General features: G+C 42.2%; 19 protein-coding genes. 12 read left to right on the top strand and 7 right to left on the bottom strand.

Annotated features, from left to right (window positions below; translation table 11 throughout):
- Positions 1 to 108 precede the first annotated feature (108 nt).
- On the top strand, positions 109 to 393 hold the full coding sequence (locus G7Y56_RS12045; RefSeq protein ID WP_165043751.1) for a hypothetical protein: 285 nt from the start codon (positions 109 to 111) through the stop codon (positions 391 to 393).
- 65 nt (positions 394 to 458) lie between these two features.
- Here G7Y56_RS12045 and G7Y56_RS12040 read toward each other — a convergent pair whose 3' ends face one another.
- The 7 genes from G7Y56_RS12040 to G7Y56_RS12010 form a co-directional block, all read right to left on the bottom strand.
- Positions 459 to 914, bottom strand: a complete 456-nt coding sequence (locus tag G7Y56_RS12040) for a hypothetical protein (RefSeq protein WP_165043749.1) — start codon at positions 912 to 914, stop codon at positions 459 to 461.
- A complete protein-coding gene (locus tag G7Y56_RS12035; RefSeq protein WP_165043747.1) occupies positions 911 to 1405 on the bottom strand; it encodes a phage virion morphogenesis protein in 495 nt (164 codons plus the stop codon). The genes G7Y56_RS12040 and G7Y56_RS12035 overlap by 4 nt, the downstream gene beginning before the upstream one ends.
- A gap of 129 nt (positions 1406 to 1534) precedes the next feature.
- Complete coding sequence (locus G7Y56_RS12030; RefSeq protein ID WP_165043745.1) at positions 1535 to 2329, bottom strand: hypothetical protein; 795 nt, start codon at positions 2327 to 2329, stop codon at positions 1535 to 1537.
- A gap of 15 nt (positions 2330 to 2344) precedes the next feature.
- Positions 2345 to 4123, bottom strand: a complete 1779-nt coding sequence (locus G7Y56_RS12025) for a DUF935 family protein (RefSeq protein WP_165043744.1) — start codon at positions 4121 to 4123, stop codon at positions 2345 to 2347.
- A gap of 2 nt (positions 4124 to 4125) precedes the next feature.
- A complete protein-coding gene (locus G7Y56_RS12020; RefSeq protein ID WP_165043742.1) occupies positions 4126 to 4545 on the bottom strand; it encodes a DUF1320 domain-containing protein in 420 nt (139 codons plus the stop codon).
- Positions 4546 to 4548: 3 nt separating this feature from the next.
- Entirely contained in the window at positions 4549 to 6075 is a 1527-nt protein-coding gene (locus G7Y56_RS12015; protein ID WP_165043740.1) for a hypothetical protein, read from the bottom strand.
- Between the two features lies 1 nt (position 6076).
- Entirely contained in the window at positions 6077 to 6523 is a 447-nt protein-coding gene (locus G7Y56_RS12010; protein ID WP_165043739.1) for a DDE transposase family protein, read from the bottom strand.
- Between the two features lie 145 nt (positions 6524 to 6668).
- Here G7Y56_RS12010 and G7Y56_RS12005 point away from each other — a divergent pair, with 145 nt between their 5' ends.
- The 11 genes from G7Y56_RS12005 (at position 6669) to G7Y56_RS11955 (ending at position 19821) form a co-directional block, all read left to right on the top strand.
- Positions 6669 to 7568 carry a hypothetical protein gene (locus G7Y56_RS12005; RefSeq protein WP_165043737.1) on the top strand — a complete coding sequence of 300 codons (900 nt, stop codon included), beginning with the start codon at positions 6669 to 6671 and terminating at the stop codon, positions 7566 to 7568.
- A gap of 11 nt (positions 7569 to 7579) precedes the next feature.
- A complete protein-coding gene (locus tag G7Y56_RS12000; protein WP_165043735.1) occupies positions 7580 to 8854 on the top strand; it encodes a hypothetical protein in 1275 nt (424 codons plus the stop codon).
- Positions 8855 to 8914: 60 nt separating this feature from the next.
- Complete coding sequence (locus G7Y56_RS11995) at positions 8915 to 9331, top strand: hypothetical protein (RefSeq protein ID WP_165043734.1); 417 nt, start codon at positions 8915 to 8917, stop codon at positions 9329 to 9331.
- Positions 9273 to 9713 carry an N-acetylmuramoyl-L-alanine amidase gene (locus tag G7Y56_RS11990; RefSeq protein ID WP_165043732.1) on the top strand — a complete coding sequence of 147 codons (441 nt, stop codon included), beginning with the start codon at positions 9273 to 9275 and terminating at the stop codon, positions 9711 to 9713. The genes G7Y56_RS11995 and G7Y56_RS11990 overlap by 59 nt, the downstream gene beginning before the upstream one ends.
- Positions 9714 to 9727: 14 nt before the next feature.
- Positions 9728 to 10165 carry a hypothetical protein gene (locus G7Y56_RS11985; protein WP_165043730.1) on the top strand — a complete coding sequence of 146 codons (438 nt, stop codon included), beginning with the start codon at positions 9728 to 9730 and terminating at the stop codon, positions 10163 to 10165.
- Positions 10116 to 10487: a hypothetical protein gene (locus G7Y56_RS11980; RefSeq protein WP_165043728.1), complete on the top strand. Its 372-nt coding sequence runs from the start codon at positions 10116 to 10118 to the stop codon at positions 10485 to 10487. The genes G7Y56_RS11985 and G7Y56_RS11980 overlap by 50 nt, the downstream gene beginning before the upstream one ends.
- Complete coding sequence (locus G7Y56_RS11975; RefSeq protein ID WP_165043726.1) at positions 10487 to 11068, top strand: hypothetical protein; 582 nt, start codon at positions 10487 to 10489, stop codon at positions 11066 to 11068. The genes G7Y56_RS11980 and G7Y56_RS11975 overlap by 1 nt, the downstream gene beginning before the upstream one ends.
- An 8-nt stretch (positions 11069 to 11076) precedes the next feature.
- Positions 11077 to 11526 (top strand): hypothetical protein, encoded by a 450-nt coding sequence (locus G7Y56_RS11970; protein WP_165043725.1) that lies wholly within the window; start codon positions 11077 to 11079, stop codon positions 11524 to 11526.
- A 243-nt stretch (positions 11527 to 11769) separates the two neighbouring features.
- A complete protein-coding gene (locus tag G7Y56_RS11965) occupies positions 11770 to 16311 on the top strand; it encodes a hypothetical protein (protein ID WP_165043723.1) in 4542 nt (1513 codons plus the stop codon).
- Entirely contained in the window at positions 16308 to 17255 is a 948-nt protein-coding gene (locus tag G7Y56_RS11960) for a hypothetical protein (protein ID WP_165043721.1), read from the top strand. Before G7Y56_RS11965 ends, G7Y56_RS11960 begins: the two co-directional genes overlap by 4 nt.
- Positions 17256 to 17259: 4 nt before the next feature.
- Entirely contained in the window at positions 17260 to 19821 is a 2562-nt protein-coding gene (locus tag G7Y56_RS11955; protein ID WP_165043720.1) for a right-handed parallel beta-helix repeat-containing protein, read from the top strand.
- Position 19822 lies beyond the last annotated feature (1 nt).

Genomic DNA, 19822 nt, shown 5'->3' with positions numbered 1-19822 from the left:
ATACCTTATCAACATGAATGGACAGTCGTACAGAGTTAAAGAAACTAAAAAAATGTTACAACCTGATGAAGAATAAATATCTTTAGCCAATCTCATCCGAGACACTTAGTGGTATACTTTTCAATTACTAAGTGGACTACTTTTCAATTATATTATACAATAAAAGAACTAACTGATTTACTCCTTAATGACCCTATTTTACTAATTGATTATCGTAAAAACAAATTTAAAATACTAGTAGATACGCTTACTATTGGTAGAAATAATCCGACAGACAACGATTGCATTACTTATATATCGTTTGATGCCATTCTAATAAATTCTAAAGGAATATCAGATGTTGATAAATGGATGGCAGATTTATCCAATAGTAAATTGGAGATAAGATTATAATACAGTTAAATTTGATGTGTTTGATATAACATAAAGAAAGCCCCATCACAGGGGCTTTTTCTTTTTTACTCCTCCGCTGTTAAATCTTCAAATTCACAAGTAAAACTCTGCCGATATACAAACAACGTGTTGTGTTGTTCCTCACCTTGCGATGTCCGGCTGAAAGGTGTGAAGTTCACCGTGCCAAATCCCTGCAATCTCTTATATACCTCTGCAATCAGATCGTAAGGCTCAAGGGCTTTATCACGTGCCTCTTGCGGTGCATTTCCCGATGTCCTGTTAGTGAGGTTTACATCGAATGCCAACTTGATTGTTATAGTCGCCTTACAGGACTGCGATGTATAAGTGATATCTTTCGACTGGGGTATTGATATACCGATCAGAAGACAGGGCAGCGACACATCCGGGCGGTCGTCCTTGCCTATTTTCTTAAGTTGTCCTTTGTCCCAATCTATCCAGCGCACCGTTGTTGGAAGCAAACCGCTTAACTGCCCGATCACAGCATTGTAAATTGTTTTCATCTTGTCATTATATTAATAATTTCACGTTTAATCTTGTCCTTAATATTTGCTTCCAAAACCGCCGAATAACCCATAAATGGACGGGTAGGCATCTGAAATGTTGTTTTGCCATATATTTTCGCATATAGTCCGAATTGATGCACACGCCCATAGCCTGTTACACTTGTTATTCTAGCTCCTGTATCCGTGAGTTTGTATGACAACCCCTTTTGTAACACGCTTGTTTCACCCGTCAATATATTTGCTGATGTGCGTGCATCAGAAAATCGACCTGTCGAAGAGTGTCCATACCAATCACTATCTTCGTCCCTACGCTTTACATCTTGCCACGGCTCAAGTGTCTCATCGGTGAAGCCTTCATTTGTAAATGATTCTTTAAAATGGCTCAGTGCTTCCCTGCCAAGAATGTCCTTAATATCATTACCTTGCACAAAATCGTTGATCTCTTTCATTTTTTGAGGAAAGAGCCTCGCATATTCTTGTATATCCATAAAAAAGCCTCTTTAAATGATCTTTAAATCATATTTAAACCTTATATTTGTAATCAAATGGGGAGAGACTTCGTAAAATCGGGGCTCGCCCCCCCAGCAAGGGAAAGCATTACAAGTGTTTTCCCTTGCTTATTTTTTACTAAATCGTTTCCGTAATGCCTGTACATCCAAGTATATTGGCTCTCTGCCTTTTCTAATCAGTATTATTACCTCTAAACTTTTGGCTCTATTTCCTTGCAAAGCAGCCTTAATTCCCTCGTATAATTCGGTAGATGGATAATCTTTTTCTAGTCTGATAACCACCTCTTCAACTCCTTGTTTTCCAGCTTCTTTTATTGAAGCCTGCATTGCGTTCTTGCCGTATGCCGTTGTCGGGTGTTTGGCATCCGAGAATATACCTGTACGATTATTGAATGCGTCAGGATTCTTAACACCTTCTACTATTGATGGTCTGAGTAATGTGTATTTCCCCCCACGATCGGCTAAAGCTTTGTACGTGGTGAGGTTCTTTTCCCTTTCGTTGCCTTGCTGCCTTACTATATCGACAAAACCACCCCGCTTGCCTTTGTAGGTTTCTTTTGCATTGTTTTCTGCCTCTTTTTGCAGTCGCTTGCCCTCTTGTGCTACTTCGTCACGCAAAGCTTTGTCGGTATGCTTGAAATATGGCGTTTCTTCTGTCTTAACAAATTCGGCACTTTTTGCCGGGTTGTTGGCGAAAATCGGATTTATCCCTCCATAATCCTGCGGTACTTCGGTTGCTTCCTTGTCAGTTGGTCTTACCGAGCAATTACACCCCCAATCGCTAGGAGGCAGATGATCGTCCCACCATTCGTGACCGATTGGTAGAATAGTACCAACATACATCAGGTGCGTATCGCGCGGATGGGATGCCCCTGTCTCAACATATTCAAGGTTAGGATACAAGTGCTTTGTGCGTTCTTATTGCTTCATGTCGGCAGCCATTAGGGCAGAACGAACAGCCATGTTGTATTCAGTAAGTAACCATTGCACGTTGTACTTTTCGCTGATCTGCAAGGCTAGTTTCTTAAACTTGTAGAATGAGCGGAGCTTACCGTTTTCGTCGTGCAAAAGAGCAGCTATCTCTTTCGTCTGTAGATGGTTTTTGAATGCGGAGAATACAGCGGCATTCTCTTTGAACTGCCTTACAAAATCTTCGTCGGCATCCTGTACCGTCAGCGAATTGTCTATACCCTGTTGCAGTGCGTTATTGGTAATATCGAATAGTGACTGATTGACAAGCTCCTGTCCCTTGTTCCCATACACATCACGTAACGCTTCATTTATAAGTTTGTCGATATTGATAGAAAAACCGTCATCGGCTAAGGTGATCTTTCCCGTAATACTCCTTTTCAATTTCCCGCTCAAGTTCTGAAATGCCCCGCTCCACGTTGTCGGGGCGTGAACGAAAAAACGATCAAAGAGTTTTAGTACGAAGTTGCGTTCATCGCTTAACTTTTCCTCTGTTTTGTCGGGTTCTTTGGGCTTTTCCTCTTTGGGCTTTTCTTCGGTTTGCTCCGGGGCGGTTTCTTCTTTTTCTTTCGTGGTGTCTTTCGTGTCCGATTTAGGTATCCCGGTTATCTCATACAAATAATCGTCGTCCACCTTTATGCCTGCCTCTTTTAATTTCAGAGCTATCTCAACACGCTCTTTAGTCGAAATACTTTCGCCTGCTTCCGGGAACGAGAAAAAGCCCCCTGCAACATCATAACCTCTTTTTACCAATAGCGGAACAAACCAACGGTTAAGTTTCCGCTGAACAAATCGCCGCAATTCCTTGTAAACCCCTTCCTCGGTGAGTTGATGAACTTCGGCTTGCGATTTTGAACTTCCGTTAATGGTAGTCATTGTATTTCTAAGAATACCGATAAGAATCTCCTCATTACAGGCATCCCTAAAACCCTTATAAATATCATTGCTGCCGGAGCTTTTGTTATCCAACACTTCAAAGTCCGCCTCTTTAGGTACGGCGGCATAAGGTGCGCCTCCCATCGATGACAAGAACTCTATCAGCTTATCACGTGTGCCTGTGTCAAAACTGTTGTACTTAGCCAGTCTAAATGGCATGCCGAACAGTTCGACAAATTGCGCCCAATCGCCAAAGCCGCCACGCTTATAAATAACATAAGGAGCTGCTATATATAGTAATCCCAGATCGTCGTCGTCGCCACACTCAAGTATAAATTCATTCTTAGTAAAGTCATACCCCGATTGGTCGCCCTCTTTGTCTATAATATATTTCTGCCGTTGGCTCAGAGGCTTATCGAAACCTTTTATAAGTATATTTTTGCGGGGTACTGAAAAAACACTAAAGTCGGGGAAGAATGAACATTCTATAACCGATTTGCCCCATATGAATGACAATACTATTTCTTTTAGAAACATTTCAAATTCGGGTGTGTCTATCAGATCGTCGATAGCTTCTACGCTTTCGCCGTCTTTTTGGAACGCTATCTCTGCATTAGTAACCGCCCCGACAAATTTCCCTACTGCCGATCTTAAAAATGGGTCGGCAAGGATATTTCCATATAGATTATACAACGCCCTTCGATTACCTGTCTTGGCGTTATTCACGGCATTGCGCCATGTCGATATATCGGTAGTCTCAATCCGTGATGGACGCACAACTATGTTCTGTGAAACGCTTGTCGTTTTCTTCATTTCGCGGGCTTCCTTGCCCTTTATTAATTCCTTTGCCATGATTATACGTGGTTATCTCGTTTGGGGTTACTGCCTGTCGCAAATTGAGAGGTGTTGATCTTGTCACCGTTGGGGTCTAGCTGTTTGGGGAAGTCGGGAACTATATCTCCTTTTTGCACACCCTTAAGCCACTCGATAGAATACCTGTACCGTTTTTCTCTGTCGGCATAATTTATATTCGGATTGGCAATATTGATGTAATGCCATATAGCCACATCTTTCACCCGCATAACGAGTAATGAATCCCTATCCGTTCCCTGTGCGCTGAATAGCTTATCTAAATCGAAGGCATGCAAATAGCCTTTAACTTCACTTGTGCCTGCTGACAGGGCATCGATAAGAAGCCGTTCGTCATCGCCCGATATAGCTGCAATGCTTTCCGGGTAGAGGTGAGTATATAATTCGCTTGGTTCTACAAACATAATTTATTGTCTTTTTGAGTTGGTATGTCGTTTTCCGGCTACCATTGCGTCGGCTGCCGTTTCACTTATCTTTTGATTAATTATCCATACACCGCCCTCAATGTCGTCGGGACCATCTGCCGGGGCTTTCAGTTGTGGACTCACTAGGAGAAATTGTTCGGATAACCGCTTCATATTGGGGTTTTCCTTTTCGGCTACATTCAATACGAGGTTACCCATACGGTTAAGAGGCTCAAGGTTTCCCTCTATCCGGGAGAACTTGTCGGGCTTCGACCTTGTATCGGTAATTATCCCTATAAATCCTTTAGTTTTGGCGTGTTCAGCAAAAAGAGGAATTAAAACCTGTTCGTAAAAAGGGTCTTGCAGCGAATTGTTTTCGACGTAGCTATACACTTGAGTCCTATCACCTACATAGTTTTTGAGATCGTAATACCATTGTACAAACTCGTCATTTGTTGCATGACCTAAGAAACCTTTTAACACATAAAATTTGCCCTCGCAAAAGCCAATGGCAAATAATGCCTTCATCGAACCCTTTTTGTTCTTGCTGTTCGATGGCGAAGGGTCACCATAGACCACAATAAACCTAAACTTACTTAGCGACGGCACTTTATCCCATACCAACTCCTTAAACACAGCGCCTTCGGTTAGCGGGTTATTCATATACTCAGCCTCGAATGCCGCAGTGCTTAGCGTGTCCCTGATACGTTGAATATTTTCGGGTGTATTCTTTTCCGCCCATGTACTATTGCCGTTCTCATCGACTATGTTTACAATTTCTACATAGTCCGCTTTTTCCGAGGCGCGTACTACACAGCAATCGGTGGCGATGGTATTGTTGAGCCATATAACTTGAAAGTCTTTTGATATTGAGCGTGTCGCATATACAGCCTTCTCCGACCATTTCCAACGCTTATCTATAATGTCGGGGTTACGGACATCTTCGTCCGTATCCATATCTGTAAATATTACTTTGTCCGGGCGTACCTCTTCATTTCTGAGTCCGCGTGGTGACTGTCCCGCACCAAAACCATAGAACGCCACACCTTGAGTAGTAATAAATCCGCCTGTACTCCAACTGCCGGGCAATTGCTGTACGCCGTAATCGTTAATGATACGCTCGTTTTTTTCGAGGTTGATCTTGTAAGGCTCTAAGAAGTCATCCGCCTTATCCTTGCTGTTTGATATCAGCACTATACATTTCTTTACCCCTGTAAGGGTCTGATAAAGTGTTTCCATCATGGTGACAACATCCTTAGCCGCTTCACGCGTCCACCTTCTTACCAGTACCAGTTCGGGCTTAGCAAGTACTATTTTGGAAGATTTGATATGAAAGGGAGCAGGAGGAGCGAAGCAATATTTTGGGAAGTAGTATTTTTTCCACTCCTCAAAATTTGACTCTAACCTTTTTATCCGGGCTTTTTGTTCTTGTAGCGTTTCGTTTTCGTCGGCATTTACCTCTGCCACAAAGTTGCTGTAATACGCATCCCAATCTCTAGCCGCCTGCCTATCTGTAACCTTCAATGCCATCTTATTTCTTGCTTAACAGATATTTTACAAAATCATTCAACACTGAGCCTACTGTCGCCGCTAATTCGGGACTGGTAAGGCGCAGCCAACTAAGTACTCTTTTGCTCACTTCGGTTACATCCCTTATCGATGCTTCCTGTTCTAGGGCTTCAAGGTCTGCCGTTAGCTTTCGCCGTATGTCTGCCTGCTTCGTGTCGGGATATCCGATCTCGGCAATTTTGGCATCGAGGTTAGATAGTTGTATAAGGGTCGAAGACATACGCTCCTCTCTTGTCTGCAAAAGGTTGAGCTTTAAATGTTCCCATTCTTTAGCCCACTTATTCATAGTAACAGCACTAACCGTGGCTTTTTCAGCTATCTCTTTTTGTGAGAGATTTTGGTTTCTGTCGAGGAACAGCATTTTTGCATATTCCTTTTTTTGCTCCATTGATAATCCGCCTTTTGCCATATCTTTTTTATGCGAAACTACCATATAAGAGAGGGCGAAAAAAGAATAATTACAAGGGTTATAATAAAGATTACAAGGCTTATAACTTCGCTTGCTTTGCCTCGATTCAGTGCATTTCTTTGTTCAAAAATCAACCGAAAAAGAGATGGCAGACGAGAAGCAACCAATCACATTTGTACTATTGGACGAAAGCATTTTAACAAATGGATTTCGTGTTAAGGTAGGTGGCGTAGACTTAGAGCAATTTAAGCGTAACCCGGTAATGTTCTACATCCATGAAGATGAATCATTGCCTATGGGTAAATGGGTTAATATCCGAAAAGAGAATAATCAAATTTTAGCAGATGCCGACTTAGATTACCAAGATACAAATGAGGAGGTACAACGAGTTATAGGTAAAATTGAGCGCGAATTTCTCCGCATGGCTTCCGCTCATCTTGTCGATCTTGAATTGTCAAGTTCACCCGATGATATGTTACCGGGACAAGTACTTCCCACTATTTTAAAATCAAGATTCCGTGAAGCTTCTATCGTTCCGATAGGCGGCTGTAATAACGCATTAAGATTATCGGACAGTAATGGTGATCTAGTTGACCTGTCTGATGAATTGAAACTATCCGATTTTATTAAACCCCTAAATATTAAAAAGAATATGAATGTCGAATTACTAAAGATTTTAAAGCTGTCTGACACAGCGGATGACTCGCAGGTTGCAGCGGCAGTAAAGGCTGTTATTGATGAAAATACAGACCTAAAAGATGCAAAGGAAAAGCGCGAGAAAGCGGACAAAGAGGCTGAACAAGCCGAAGCTAAAGAAATTATTGATGTTGCCCTAAAAGATGGCAGACTCAATGATGATGAAAAGAAAACGGTTAGCACTGCTTGGCTAAAATTGTTTGATAACGATTTCAAGACGGCAAGTGATATGCTTGCGGGCTTACCGAAGAAAGAATCTATTTCGACAAAACTGTCGGACAAAGGCACCGGTGGCGATGCTTGGGCGGAGCGTCAAAAAGAGATCGAGGAAAAAAACAAACATAAATAATTTATACCAATATGGCATTAATAGTTAACAATACCGCCTATTCGGGCGAAGTACTGGAACGATTACTCGTTAGGGCGACCACGGGTAACGAGTTAGTTGATGGCGGGCATGTCCGCGTACAACCGGGCATTAAGAAAAAGTTCACCCTTCCACGTTTGCGCACAGGTGAAATGTTACAGCGCAGAGTTGAAATGCCCGGAAGGACAGACTCTAAAGGGAATTTTGAATACGACGAGAAGTACCTTGAGCCGCAAGACCTAATGGCATACACCGAGTTCAACCCTCGTGTATTTGAAAATATTTGGAAACCGTTTCAACCCGATGGTGAATTGGTATTCCGTGAACTGCCTTCTGACGTTCAAGACCAGCTATTAGCTGAAATGGCTAAAGTTATTCAGTTTGAACTTGGCGACCTTTATTTAAATGGTGTGAAAGGTGCAGGTGCTAAAGATTTCTTCGACGGTATTCTTACCCGTATAGTTGCTGACAGCGCAGTTATTAAACCCGCAGCTACTGAGCTTACGATGGAAACAATGCTCCCTGCATTGCGCACTATCAAAACCAGTATTCCTAAAGCCTTGCGTAACAGTAGGAAGTTAAAAATCTTTATGTCGATCGAAGATTTTGACATATACGATGCTATTCTTACCGATAAACCTTTCAAGGGTGTAGATTATGCAAATATGAACTCGGGAAGATACAAAGGTTACCCTATCGTTGCCCTTGCCGATATGCCAAAAGATGTGATTTTCGTTGCGGAAGGTACATCGGGAATCGATTCTAATCTATGGGTGGGTGTGGATTACGCGGAAGACTCCGCCAACGTAATTAAAATAGATCGCGTTGCGCCTAATGGAGAGCTGTTTTTCTTCAAAATGTTGATGAAAGCCGACACTAACACCGTGTATGGTGAAGATATCGTTCTTTGGGACGGTCGCGGTATTCCTGCTCCGGCTATTGAGCCTGCCGGGTTTATGGCAGCGAATGCGATGCTTACAGATGTTCTCGAAAGCGATAACTCTTTATACGGATTGCAACCGATAGAAGGCTTTGAGGGGCTGTACGCTAATGAGTCTATGATGAACATGTTAGCTGAATTTTTGAAAGGGTCAAAAGAAACCCCTGTCGCCACGCAACAAACAGAGAAAGTAGCTACTCAAACAAAAAAGGCTACTCCTGTAAAAACAGTTGCAAAAGCTAAAGTGGTGCCTGCGGTCGAAAAAACTGAAACGATAGAAGATCAATCCGCTCTAACAGGAGACGAAAACAACGCTCCCGAACAATAAACTAAATCAATAACCCAAAGGGTGTAAAACCTTACACCCTTTCTATAAATCACTTTTAAGATGAAAAAAATACTAGGTTTTTTATTCTGTATCGGCTTTCTGCTTATGGCGGTCACCGTAGATATACAGGCACAAGTCACGGTTAAGCAAACTATAACCGAAGTCGTTTATTTCGATGGGGCAGTCTCTGACAATACCATAGATGTACGACAGGCGGTCGACCCGGCTGATAAGTATCATTTTAAGCAGGCATTTCGTGAAGCCGCTATCAAAGCAGATGCAACCCTTTTTTATAGTTATAGGCTAATACCCTTATGCCCGGTGCATTATTTAGGAAAACAGCGGTACAGGCAGGGATATACCTATTTATATAAATACTCAAGTAATTACAACCAACCTCCCAATTATCAATTAACCGATGTCAAAGAATCTGCAATATTTAGTTATTCACTGTACCGACACCCCTGCGGGGCGTAAAGTATCAGCCGACGACATTAAGCGTTGGCACACTTCACCCGCACCCATCGGGAACGGTTGGTCGCAGGTCGGTTATACCGATATGATTCATTTAGATGGCGAAGTCGAAAGGCTTGTCGATAATAATGAAGATAATACCGTCGACCCGTGGGAGATTACTAACGGTGCAAAAGGGATTAACAGCGTATCCCGGCACATTGTATATGTTGGAGGCAAAGGCGGTGACACCCGCACCGATGCACAGAAAAAAGCACTTGAAGATTATGTAAAAGATTTTCATAAACGCTTTCCACCTGTAAAGATCATCGGGCATAATGAAGTAGCGGCAAAAGCCTGTCCATCTTTCGATGTTCAAAAATGGCTGAAATCTATCGGACTATAATATAAAGTAACATTATGATTTTCGAGCAACCATACGTAAACGAGGCTCTCATGCTAATACTTGGTGCGGTATTGGGGTGGCTACCGAACCGAAAAAAGAACAAAGTCGATACAAAGCTTATCGAAGTGCAAGTATTGGAAAAAGCTATACAAGTTATAAACAAAGATGTCGTATTGCCGTTGCGCGAAAATCAGAGGTTACTCCTTGAGGATTATGAATCGTTACGCAAAACCATAATAATATTACGAAATGCGATTAATAAAATGCATTATTGCCCTGCCGCTAGTAATTGCCCTATTAAGCACGAGCTGCAAAAGTCAGAAGGAATTAACGCTAAGGGAACAAAGCGAAAGCCTGCAACGAACAGACAGCGTGAACCAAATCGTCCGAGAGACGACACGGATGACGAAGATACCACAGACGACAGCGAAGTTGAGCCTTACACCCGCTGACTTGGAAGCCCTCCCCATCGGGGCGACTTATCAAGCACAGGACGGACAGGCAACCGCCACTGTCAAGAAAACAGATACAGGATATGAAATTACAGCCAATTGCGACAGCCTACTGCTTCTAGTTACAGATTTGTACATAGAAGTGAACCGTTTAAACAAAGAAAAAACGGAGCTTAAAACGCATTTAAACGAACAAAAAATAACCGAGGTAAATCGGCTTAGCGGTTGGCAGTGGTTTCAGATATGGTGCGGACGAATACTCTTATCAGTCTCCGCAATTTATATAGGAATAAAGTTTATCAAATCAAAAATCAAAAAATAATGGCACTAGAAAATTTATCTGCAAAGTTCCGCGTCGATGGCGTTGACTTCGCTCCCGTTATAACATCGGAGGCAGCTCTTGCTACTGCCGAATGGGAACCACAACCCCTTACGCTTCGTGATGACGAAGTGTCGATCGTAGAAGGTGATCCCGAAGAGCAAGAAATCTATTCGCACGAAAACGATGCACCCGAAGACTACGACATAGCAGGCGCAGGCTTAACGGCGGTCGGTTCGTTTATCAAATCGACGTATGAGCAAATGCTTGCGCATTATGGCGGTAAAGTATCGGGAACGGGCGATACGGCAATGTTTGTAAGAAGCTCCAAAAAGTTAGTGATCAACAAGGCGGTTCGCTTTCGTTTCAAGAATGGTGGTTATGCTATCATTCCAAACGCAAAGGGATATGTACTTTTTAATCTGAACGCAGGCTTTGACGGTGTGTTAAAACATCCTTTTAGCTTCAAATCATTAGCTCAAACAGGATTTGATGCTGACATAATTTTAAAACTGCAAGGTGACCCTGTTGTACAAGGTATTGCTGCAGCATCAGCTCCCGAACCCGCAAAAGCGAGTAAATAAATAACATTATGGCTAAAGTCAAAACACGACTACAAGCCGCAGACTTATTGCTTGACAGGGGCGTGCGGTTCAACATACCCGACGCCCCTTTCTTTTGGCGATTGTTTGGGCTAAATAAGATATTCATTCGCCCCTTAAGGGCAGGCACTATTGCCGAGATCACCCGGCTAATAGAAATCCATGAGCTTTCCGACGTAGTATTACCCAAAGAGATACATGCGAAGTTGGAAGCGATATCCTTGATTATTGCGGTGGCAGTGCTTAATGATAAATATAAAATAGAAAAATATGCAGAGAAAAAAGCCGCGTTCTTCCTTTGGAAAGTCCCGGCACATATTCTCATTCAAATATACCAACTCATAGCCGGACTAAATAGAGTATCGGATTTTATGAGTATTACCATATACTTCGCTCATCAGGCACAGATGATGATGAGTCCGAGGAATATGGGGCAATAAATAAAGGGGAGTTAAAAGGCTATACCGATGGTCTGCATAGCCCCTTTGGGATAATAGGACAGATAAAAGAAAAGTTTGGATATACGCACGATTATGTTTTGTGGGGGCAGCCTTGGATATTATTTCTAATTGAAATGGCAGACGCTCCGCGATATGTAACCGGCAGGCGCTCCGCCCCTGTCATAGAATCGGCAGACGAAGCGGTTAAGGTATTAGGTAACAAGGCGATAATTTTATAAGACAATGGCAGATTTAGACCCTATAGAAATTGACATAAACATGCGGCAGAATGTATCTGAGGAGTCCGACAAGGCTTCGCAGGGCATTGTGGCTATTGGTGAAGCTGCGGCAAAAGCTACAAAAGAGATACAGGCTCAGATTGAGCAGCAAATGGCTGTTATATACAAAATGAGCAAATCCCTTGAGGAGCTTGAGAAAAAGTCGTCGATCGATTCTCCTAGTCTTGACCCTGCTCTGATGGATGCCACATTAGGGCATATCCAAAACCTCAAAAAGCTACTTGCAGAAGCGCGCGAAGAATTATCGCAGATGCAGACCGACACAGGCTCATTGAGTTCTACCGTCAGTACGTTAGTCGGACAATATGAAAGTATAGGCGAAGCTATTCAGAAAATGGCAGCCGACGGCAAATCGGGAGCTGATTCTATCCGCGCTCTTAAAATGGAACAAAGCCTCCTTATTGACTCAATAGGCTCAATCGGGATTGAAAGTGACAAGGCTATTTCTAAAGTCGGTGAAGTCGGTTCTGTAACTCACGGGTTTTTTACCCAATCAAAAAAAGACATACAAGATCAAGCCGGGGCGATCGACTCCATGCAGAATGAAATGAGTGAGGCGGGCAATACCACAGAAAAGGTATTCGAAGCATCTATCTCCCGGTCTAAAGACCTACGGGCAGAGATCGATCTGCAAAAACAAAAGCTTAGGGAACTGGCAGAAGAACAAACAAGCGCATTCAATACTCTTGAGAGTGCGCCGGATAATGATGCATCCCGCCCCCAATTAGAGAACGAATTTAATACACTTACACAAACCTTAAAAGATCAGAGAGCCGTACTTAAGAGCCTCGAAACTGAATACGAAGGAACTCTAAAGGCTATTGCCGATAGTACTCAATCAACAGTACAATCGGTCGAAAGTTCTTTAAGTAAGGGTCTGGGCAGTGACGCTATAAAAACATCTATCAAAGATGTTGAAAAAACTATCGACGACCTCAAGAGTAAATATAGTTCAGCCGCCAATACATTCAGCCAGGCACTGGGCGATGACGGTCTGGAAAATAAGACACAGGCTTATAAGAAATACATAGATGAGCTTCGTAATTTATATAAGGAGTTATCGTCGTCTGTCGATTTCACCAAAAATAGTGCTGCCATTGACCCTCAATTTGAGGCTAGCTATAAGACACTTAAGCAACTTCTTACTGACGTAAATAAAGAGATCAAACAAGAGTTTGCAGCCCTTACCGAAATAGAGAAAGCGCAAAGCGGCGTATCTAATAGCTCTGATACCTATGTAACAAAACTGCGCAAGATACAGGAGGAAATGGCTCGGTTGCGTAGCGAAGGTAAGGAGACAAGCGCGGACTATACCAAATTGAGAGATACATATATTTCTCTCTCTCAAGATATAAATTCGGTTAAGATTGACAACAAGATCGGTAGCGGAATAAAAGGAACTTTGGAAGGAATAACAGGACTTTCAGGCGTTTTAACTGCCGGGTCGGGTGTTCTTGGTTTATTTAATCAGAAGTCGGAGGATTTACAAAAAATACAGACTCGTTTGCAATCGCTTATGTCTATTACGATCGGTTTGCAGCAAGTATCTAATTTAGCTAATAAGCAGGGGGCTTTTTATGTGGTCGGTGTTACTAAAGCAAAACAGCTATGGGCATCTGCCATAGGGATACTCAATACACAACTTGGCTTATCCATCGGTCTAAGTAAAGGTCTTGCTCTGGGCGGTATAGGGCTACTAATGGCAGCCATTGCAGCCATTGTCTTTGTATATAAAGAATGGAATGCCAAGCAAGAGGAGGCTACAAGGTTAATGCAAGAACAAAGGAAGTTTCAAGCAGAGGTAAATGCCACTACTCGTGAACAGGCTACAAGGGTTGAGATGCTTGAAAAAATACTTAAAGACTCAAACAATACTTACGATCAACGTAACAAGGCTCTCAATGAACTTAAAAGTATCATGCCTGAATACAATGCTATGCTAAGTAAGGAAGGTGTATTAATCAATGATAATACAGGGGCATTGGCGCGTTACGTGGAACAATTAAAAAATACAGCTAGGGCTAAAGCTGCTATGGATAAACTTGTAACTGCGGAAAATACTTTAGAGGAGCGTAAAACCTCAATAATGACGCCTGATCAATTAAAACTGTACGATATAAAGGGGGAAGAGATATTCAATAATAAGAAATTCACGGATGAAGACCGCTTCTTATGGGCACTTTTCCACTCTCAACTTGAAAAAGAAGAAGCCGATGTAAAACTGTGGGCTAAAAAAGTAGAAGGATTTACTAAAGATAATATTGATGAAATAGTAGAAAATACAAAAGCCTATTGGGAGTTGAAACAACAACAAGCATCTACAGCATTGTCCCTGATGACTCCCGAAGATAAAGGCTCTAAGAAATGGAATACTGCTCAAGATGCGTACGATCTTGCCACTACCAAACTCAAAACATGGGATATAAAAGGACAGCACAAAGCCGACGCTAAAGCCGAAACTGAGGCGCAAAAGAAAGCCAAGAAAGAAAAAGCGGCAAACGACAAACTTGAGAAAAAAGCATACGATTACCAAAAGCGTATCGATGCCGCCCGCGTTGCCGCCATGCAAGATGGGGCAGACCAACAACGCGCTGCCGTGAAAGCCGAATACGATCAGACGAAGGCATATATTGAGCAGGAATTGAAAGATATTTCCGAACTGGAAGCAATCACCGGGAAGCCCGCAACTGTGGAGCGTACCCGCTTGATAGAGTTAGATACCGCCGCTACGGCTCAGTTTGAATCCGACACGGATAAAATAAATACAGTTGCAAAGAAAGTACTGGATGATATTTTCGCCGATGTAAATTCCAAGTTCAAAAGCGAACTTGATAATAACCTCGATACGATCAACAATTATTATGATCAGACTATAAAAGAGGCACGTAAAGCCGGGGCGACAATCGCCGATATAAATGAGTTGAATGCTGCGCGTGACAAAGAAATAGAACTGGCTAAGAATGAAAGTAAAATAGAAAGTATTCAGTTTGAGGCTGAGATCGCCGAGCGTCGAATGGCTATGTCTAATAAATTTTATGTGTTCGAGGCTGACAAGCTCAAGGAACAATTAACCATGCAACGCGAAGCCGCGCAAAAACGGCTCGACCTCCTAAAAAAACAGTATGCAAAAACACCTACTGACGAACTAGCCAACGAGATAAAACTGGCAACTGTCGAGGTCGACGAAATGGGGGCAGCCATGAAAAAACTACCCGCTCAGAAGTTCGGTGAAATAGCGGGGATGGTTTCCAACATTGCGGGCGGTTTAGGTGATCTGTTCGGAGAAGACAGCTCACTTGGTAAAGCCGCCGGATGGATATCCGATCTGGGAAGTGCCGCCGCTGATATAGCAACGGGTACTCCTCAAGGTATTATTAGCGGTGTGTTGAAAACGGCTAATGTTGTTAAGTCGGTCATCGCGGCTAACAAGCAAGCCAATAAAGAAATAAAAGAGTTTCGCGACAACCTCGCGAACATGGCGGTTGAGTACAGTATCACACTGATCAATGCGCTCAAGGATATTGAGGGTGTCAACGACAGCTTATTCAATAAGGATATATCCAATACCCTAACACGGGGGATGGAAGGATATAATGCCGCTATTGCCAAGCAGGGCGAACTAATGTCCCAACTCGGAAATGTCACCATTAAGACCGGGGTTAAAAAGAAAAAGTTCTTAGGCATTACTACCGGGACAAAAGATATTTATTCCTCGCTCCTGAAGACTTATCCCGATCTGATCAAAGCCGACGGCGAACTGAACCGCGAACTAGCCGATACATTACTGCAAAGTGGCAACCTCTCAAAAGAGGCTACCAACCTTGTAAACAATATTATCAAAGCCGCCGATGCTGCCGAAGCGGCAATGGAGCAAGTTAATTCGATGCTCGAAAGTGTGGCGGGTTCTATCGGCGACGATCTGCGCAACGCTCTCACCGATGCTTTCCGCAATGGAACAAGCGAAGCCGAGACATTTGGCAAGGCTGTATCTAAAATATTAGAAGACTTAGTGTCTCAAATGGTGTTCTCTGCTGTTTTCGGTGAGAAACTTAAAGAACTGGAAGATCGGATGAAAGAATCGTATTCTCCGGGAGGCGATCAAGACCTAACCGACGACATCGCATGGTTCTATAAAACATACGGTACTGATGTGAGCAAGTTTAACGAAGCATTGCAAGCGGCTAAGGATGCTGCGGCAAAAGAAGGTATAGACTTGTTTTCAAACAGTAACCGTACAGGTGCATCCGCTCCGGGATTGGCGACTGCTTCACAGGAATCTATATCCGAACTCACAGGCGGTATTTATGCCGTTCGCCAAACGCTCGGCGATATCCGTAATATGCAGGCGGAGGAGCTGCTGATCAAACAAACGATAAGTAATCAAATGATAAGGCTGATTGAAAATACCGAGTTCTGCCGCTATCTGAAAGATATAGACGAGAGCCTCAAGGTAATGAAACGATACGTAAATGTAAAAATGGTATGACAGGAAGTGTAACAATAGACGGTGTTGATATTTCTACTTTCGGGATGTTTATTCTCAAAGGTGGCGATTATGATTTCTTGCCTTTTCCCGATCGTAAAGAGCCGGAACAAAACAACTGGCACGACTATAACGGGGTCGATGTCGATCTTTCGGAAATTTACTTCAAGGAGAAGCGGGTTATTGTCCGCTTCTATATCGCTAACGATACGACACAGGATTTCTTATCCAATTTAAATGCCTTTTATACCCTTATCAGTAAGCCCGGATACAGGCAGTTATACAGCCGTGACTTTGATAAAACATTCTCATTACGCTATGTCTCATGCCCCGACTACTCACATAAAGGCGGCTTATATAAGTATGGGCGAAAGCGTGGTGAGCTAACGGTTGAGTTTTCGATGGATGCACCGATTCAACTATTTACCCGCCCTACACTCTTGCAGCCCGTAGGCGGTCGTGCTTCGATTACCCATGTGCAGATAAACGGCTATGATCTTGCCGCGTTCGGCATTATAGTAAACGAGGCTTACAATACCGTGCTTAATCTCCCGGCAGTGAAACCGCCGCTTATCCGAAGCTTTGAAAGACGATCGGGTTTATTGGTACATACGCCTGCCGATATAGCCTATGAGACTAAACAGATCGTAATAAACTGTACAATGACCGCCAATACGCGTGCCGAGTTCTACACTAATTATGAGGCTCTGTTCAATAACTTGACTTTGACAACGGCAGCCGTTTCGCTACGTACTTACGAAGGCACGGAAGATTGCTATTATACGGCAATGCAGGGGTTTAAGAAATTACGCCCTTTCGGCTCTCGCATAATCGTAGAGTTCAGCCTTGTATTAACGGCTATCGCTCCGGGCATGAGGGTGTATGTTTTAGGTACGACCGACAACAGAATATTATTAACAATAGCCGGACAGGCAATAAAAATATAAGACAATGGCACAAAATCAAAAATTAGAAGCAGTCGACCCAAGAACCTTACCGATTATATCAAATCCGTCGGGAGCTACATTTATAGGCTATAGTGGTGCTGCCGGGGCAGAGCAAACATGCAGAGTTGCGTTTGCTTCTATGACGCCTTTATTTGGTGTTGTTCAAACAACAGGCACAAGCATATTATCGGTAATGAGTCAAAAGGCTGTTACCGATGCACTAGCCGCCAAGGCTAATATATCTCAAGTGATTGATTCTTCAGTGTCAAATAGCCCATCTAGTTACATCGTTGGGCTGGCTCTTGCTGAAAAGACCGATAAAAAGAACTTCTATAACGTCTCGCAGGGTACAAATAATTTTGCGTTTACAAGTAAAATTGCAGCTCGCACTGCTGTTTTAGCTACTTATCGAGCGTTAGGACAAATAATCGGCTATAAATTAGCTACAGGGGAATTGATATTTGAGGCATTCAAGGGAACTATTTTAACAGGAACAGGGTGGACGGCTGATACTAATTGGGTATCTGTTGGCGGTATTGATTCAAACCTTTTACCCGCTAACACCGAAACTACTATAACGACTATCGTAACTACAAGCATGTTAAGATCGGGAACGTTAACTAGCGGTGTAGAGAATGCAAACGACACGCGTTTACGTACATCATATCTAAATGTATCCAAGAAACCTTTCACGGTGAATATAGGTCCAAACTATCAATTTAGAGTATCATATTTTGACGATTTAGGAACACCAATGTTACCCGAGCAATCAACTTGGAGTAATAGTGGGTCAACAGACTCTAATGCGCGAGGAGCGTCTAATATGCGTCTGGTTATTCGTAATTTAACAGACAGTAAACAGATAATAGAGGATTTAGGTTTGAGTATTATTCGATCACAAAATATCTTACTATCTCCCTATTCAGACTTTGTAAGTAGTAGTCTATCCGATTTGATAATTGTAACTCCGTCTAGTTACTTACCTAATATATATAGCCCTATATTATTGCAGGGGTCACTTGGGACAGCAGGTGAAGAAGTATCTGACCTTAATCGTGTTTACTCGGAAAAAGTGTATGTAAATAAACTCCCTTTTGATATATTGCTAGGAGAAGGTTTTCAATTTTTAACTAGGTATTTTAACGCATCTGGTACGGTTATTTATTCCGATCCAGCCTGGACGACAGGTGGTGGAACTTTCAGCCAAGTATCAGCGGTGTACATTCAAACGATCATACGCCGAAATCCAGAAGCACCTACAATACCTTCAGACGTAACTAGTTTTAAGGTTAATACTAGAACTAAAGGTGAAAAGTTGGTTAATTTATCACGTGAGAATGTATATAATGTATTAGACTATGGAGTGTCTACTTTCAACTATGATAACAGCACAGCTGTACAAGCGTTAGTTGATTTAGTGGCAGTTAATGGCGGTGGTACTATATTTTTCCCAGTTGGTACTTATAATTTTCGAGCTATATCGGGTTCTGGTAATTCACGTGCTGCAATTGTACCCCACAGCAATGTGTCTTTTGTAGGCGAAAGTATAACAGGCACAGTTTTGAAAATGACAGCACAGGGTTATTATGCGCTGTTTAACCGACAAGACGAAACGAAAGTTAACCCTTTAGTAGGATGCAAATTTAGCAATTTCACAGTTGACGCTTATGATGTACACCCGACCACCACTTACACTACTGTAGGTAAAGCCTTTTATTTCCAAAATGTAGTTAACGGAATATTCAGAGACTTAATCATAAAAGGTACACCATCCACGTCTGTGGGAATTGATTTTTTAGTTAATGTTATAATAGATAATGTATTAGTAGTAGAAGGTGGTCGACTGTCAGATGAAAGGAGGCTAGGTGGGTCTGGTATTGGGATAGGTCTAGATTTTTTCGATGAAGAAAACTTCATAATATCCAACTGTACCACAATTGGATGTGGCAATTATGGCATTTTTATAGAGAGTCAAAGGCCATTTGAATCAGTGGCGGACAAAAATGCAAGAGGTATGATAATACATAATTGTATCAGCCGGAACAACAAAAACACAGGTATAGGAGTCAGGACGGGACGAAAAGTACTTATTGATGGTTGCGTAGTTTATGGAAATTTAAACAATGGAGTCGAACTGAAATGGAAAATAGACGGTGTTAAATTGTCGAATTGTATTATATCTGATAATGTCGGTTCGGGGATTCTGATAGACACTACTACCTATAACGGATATACGGCTGATATTAAAAAACTTGATCTCGATAATAATTTGATATATAACAACACGACTAACGGAATTGAAATAAGTGGTGAAATTAGACCTTTTGCAGATGTAACAATTAAAGGTAACACAATATATGATAATCCTGTTTCGGGAATCAACGTTAAAATTCCTACAACGGGCTTAGCTTTAAAAGACAATATTACTAAACGAAATCCAAAGGGGTTAATAATTTCGTCAAACAATCAGATAGATATGATAGTAGATGGAAACATTTTTATGGAAGGTACGACCTTCACGCCTAGCCAATTTACCGGAAATACTGATTTTAATGACTTGATTTAAA

Origin of the sequence: Dysgonomonas sp. ZJ709 (assembly GCF_011039195.1) — a bacterium.
Taxonomy (GTDB): Bacteria; Bacteroidota; Bacteroidia; order Bacteroidales; family Dysgonomonadaceae; genus Dysgonomonas.
This window is presented reverse-complemented; position numbering and strand designations above follow the sequence as displayed.

What these genes read in the sequence shown, in the direction of transcription:
- G7Y56_RS12025 (WP_165043744.1), bottom strand. Translation starts at nt 4,123, where the DNA reads ATGGCAAAGGAATTAATAAAGGGCAAGGAAGCCCGCGAAATGAAGAAA.
- G7Y56_RS11975 (WP_165043726.1), top strand. Translation starts at nt 10,487, where the DNA reads ATGGCACTAGAAAATTTATCTGCAAAGTTCCGCGTCGATGGCGTTGAC.
- G7Y56_RS12040 (WP_165043749.1), bottom strand. Translation starts at nt 914, where the DNA reads ATGAAAACAATTTACAATGCTGTGATCGGGCAGTTAAGCGGTTTGCTT.
- G7Y56_RS11965 (WP_165043723.1), top strand. Translation starts at nt 11,770, where the DNA reads ATGGCAGATTTAGACCCTATAGAAATTGACATAAACATGCGGCAGAAT.
- G7Y56_RS12005 (WP_165043737.1), top strand. Translation starts at nt 6,669, where the DNA reads ATGGCAGACGAGAAGCAACCAATCACATTTGTACTATTGGACGAAAGC.
- G7Y56_RS11980 (WP_165043728.1), top strand. Translation starts at nt 10,116, where the DNA reads ATGACGAAGATACCACAGACGACAGCGAAGTTGAGCCTTACACCCGCT.
- G7Y56_RS11990 (WP_165043732.1), top strand. Translation starts at nt 9,273, where the DNA reads ATGTCAAAGAATCTGCAATATTTAGTTATTCACTGTACCGACACCCCT.
- G7Y56_RS11955 (WP_165043720.1), top strand. Translation starts at nt 17,260, where the DNA reads ATGGCACAAAATCAAAAATTAGAAGCAGTCGACCCAAGAACCTTACCG.
- G7Y56_RS12020 (WP_165043742.1), bottom strand. Translation starts at nt 4,545, where the DNA reads ATGTTTGTAGAACCAAGCGAATTATATACTCACCTCTACCCGGAAAGC.
- G7Y56_RS11970 (WP_165043725.1), top strand. Translation starts at nt 11,077, where the DNA reads ATGGCTAAAGTCAAAACACGACTACAAGCCGCAGACTTATTGCTTGAC.
- G7Y56_RS12035 (WP_165043747.1), bottom strand. Translation starts at nt 1,405, where the DNA reads ATGGATATACAAGAATATGCGAGGCTCTTTCCTCAAAAAATGAAAGAG.
- G7Y56_RS12015 (WP_165043740.1), bottom strand. Translation starts at nt 6,075, where the DNA reads ATGGCATTGAAGGTTACAGATAGGCAGGCGGCTAGAGATTGGGATGCG.
- G7Y56_RS11995 (WP_165043734.1), top strand. Translation starts at nt 8,915, where the DNA reads ATGAAAAAAATACTAGGTTTTTTATTCTGTATCGGCTTTCTGCTTATG.
- G7Y56_RS12000 (WP_165043735.1), top strand. Translation starts at nt 7,580, where the DNA reads ATGGCATTAATAGTTAACAATACCGCCTATTCGGGCGAAGTACTGGAA.
- G7Y56_RS11960 (WP_165043721.1), top strand. Translation starts at nt 16,308, where the DNA reads ATGACAGGAAGTGTAACAATAGACGGTGTTGATATTTCTACTTTCGGG.
- G7Y56_RS12010 (WP_165043739.1), bottom strand. Translation starts at nt 6,523, where the DNA reads ATGGCAAAAGGCGGATTATCAATGGAGCAAAAAAAGGAATATGCAAAA.
- G7Y56_RS11985 (WP_165043730.1), top strand. Translation starts at nt 9,728, where the DNA reads ATGATTTTCGAGCAACCATACGTAAACGAGGCTCTCATGCTAATACTT.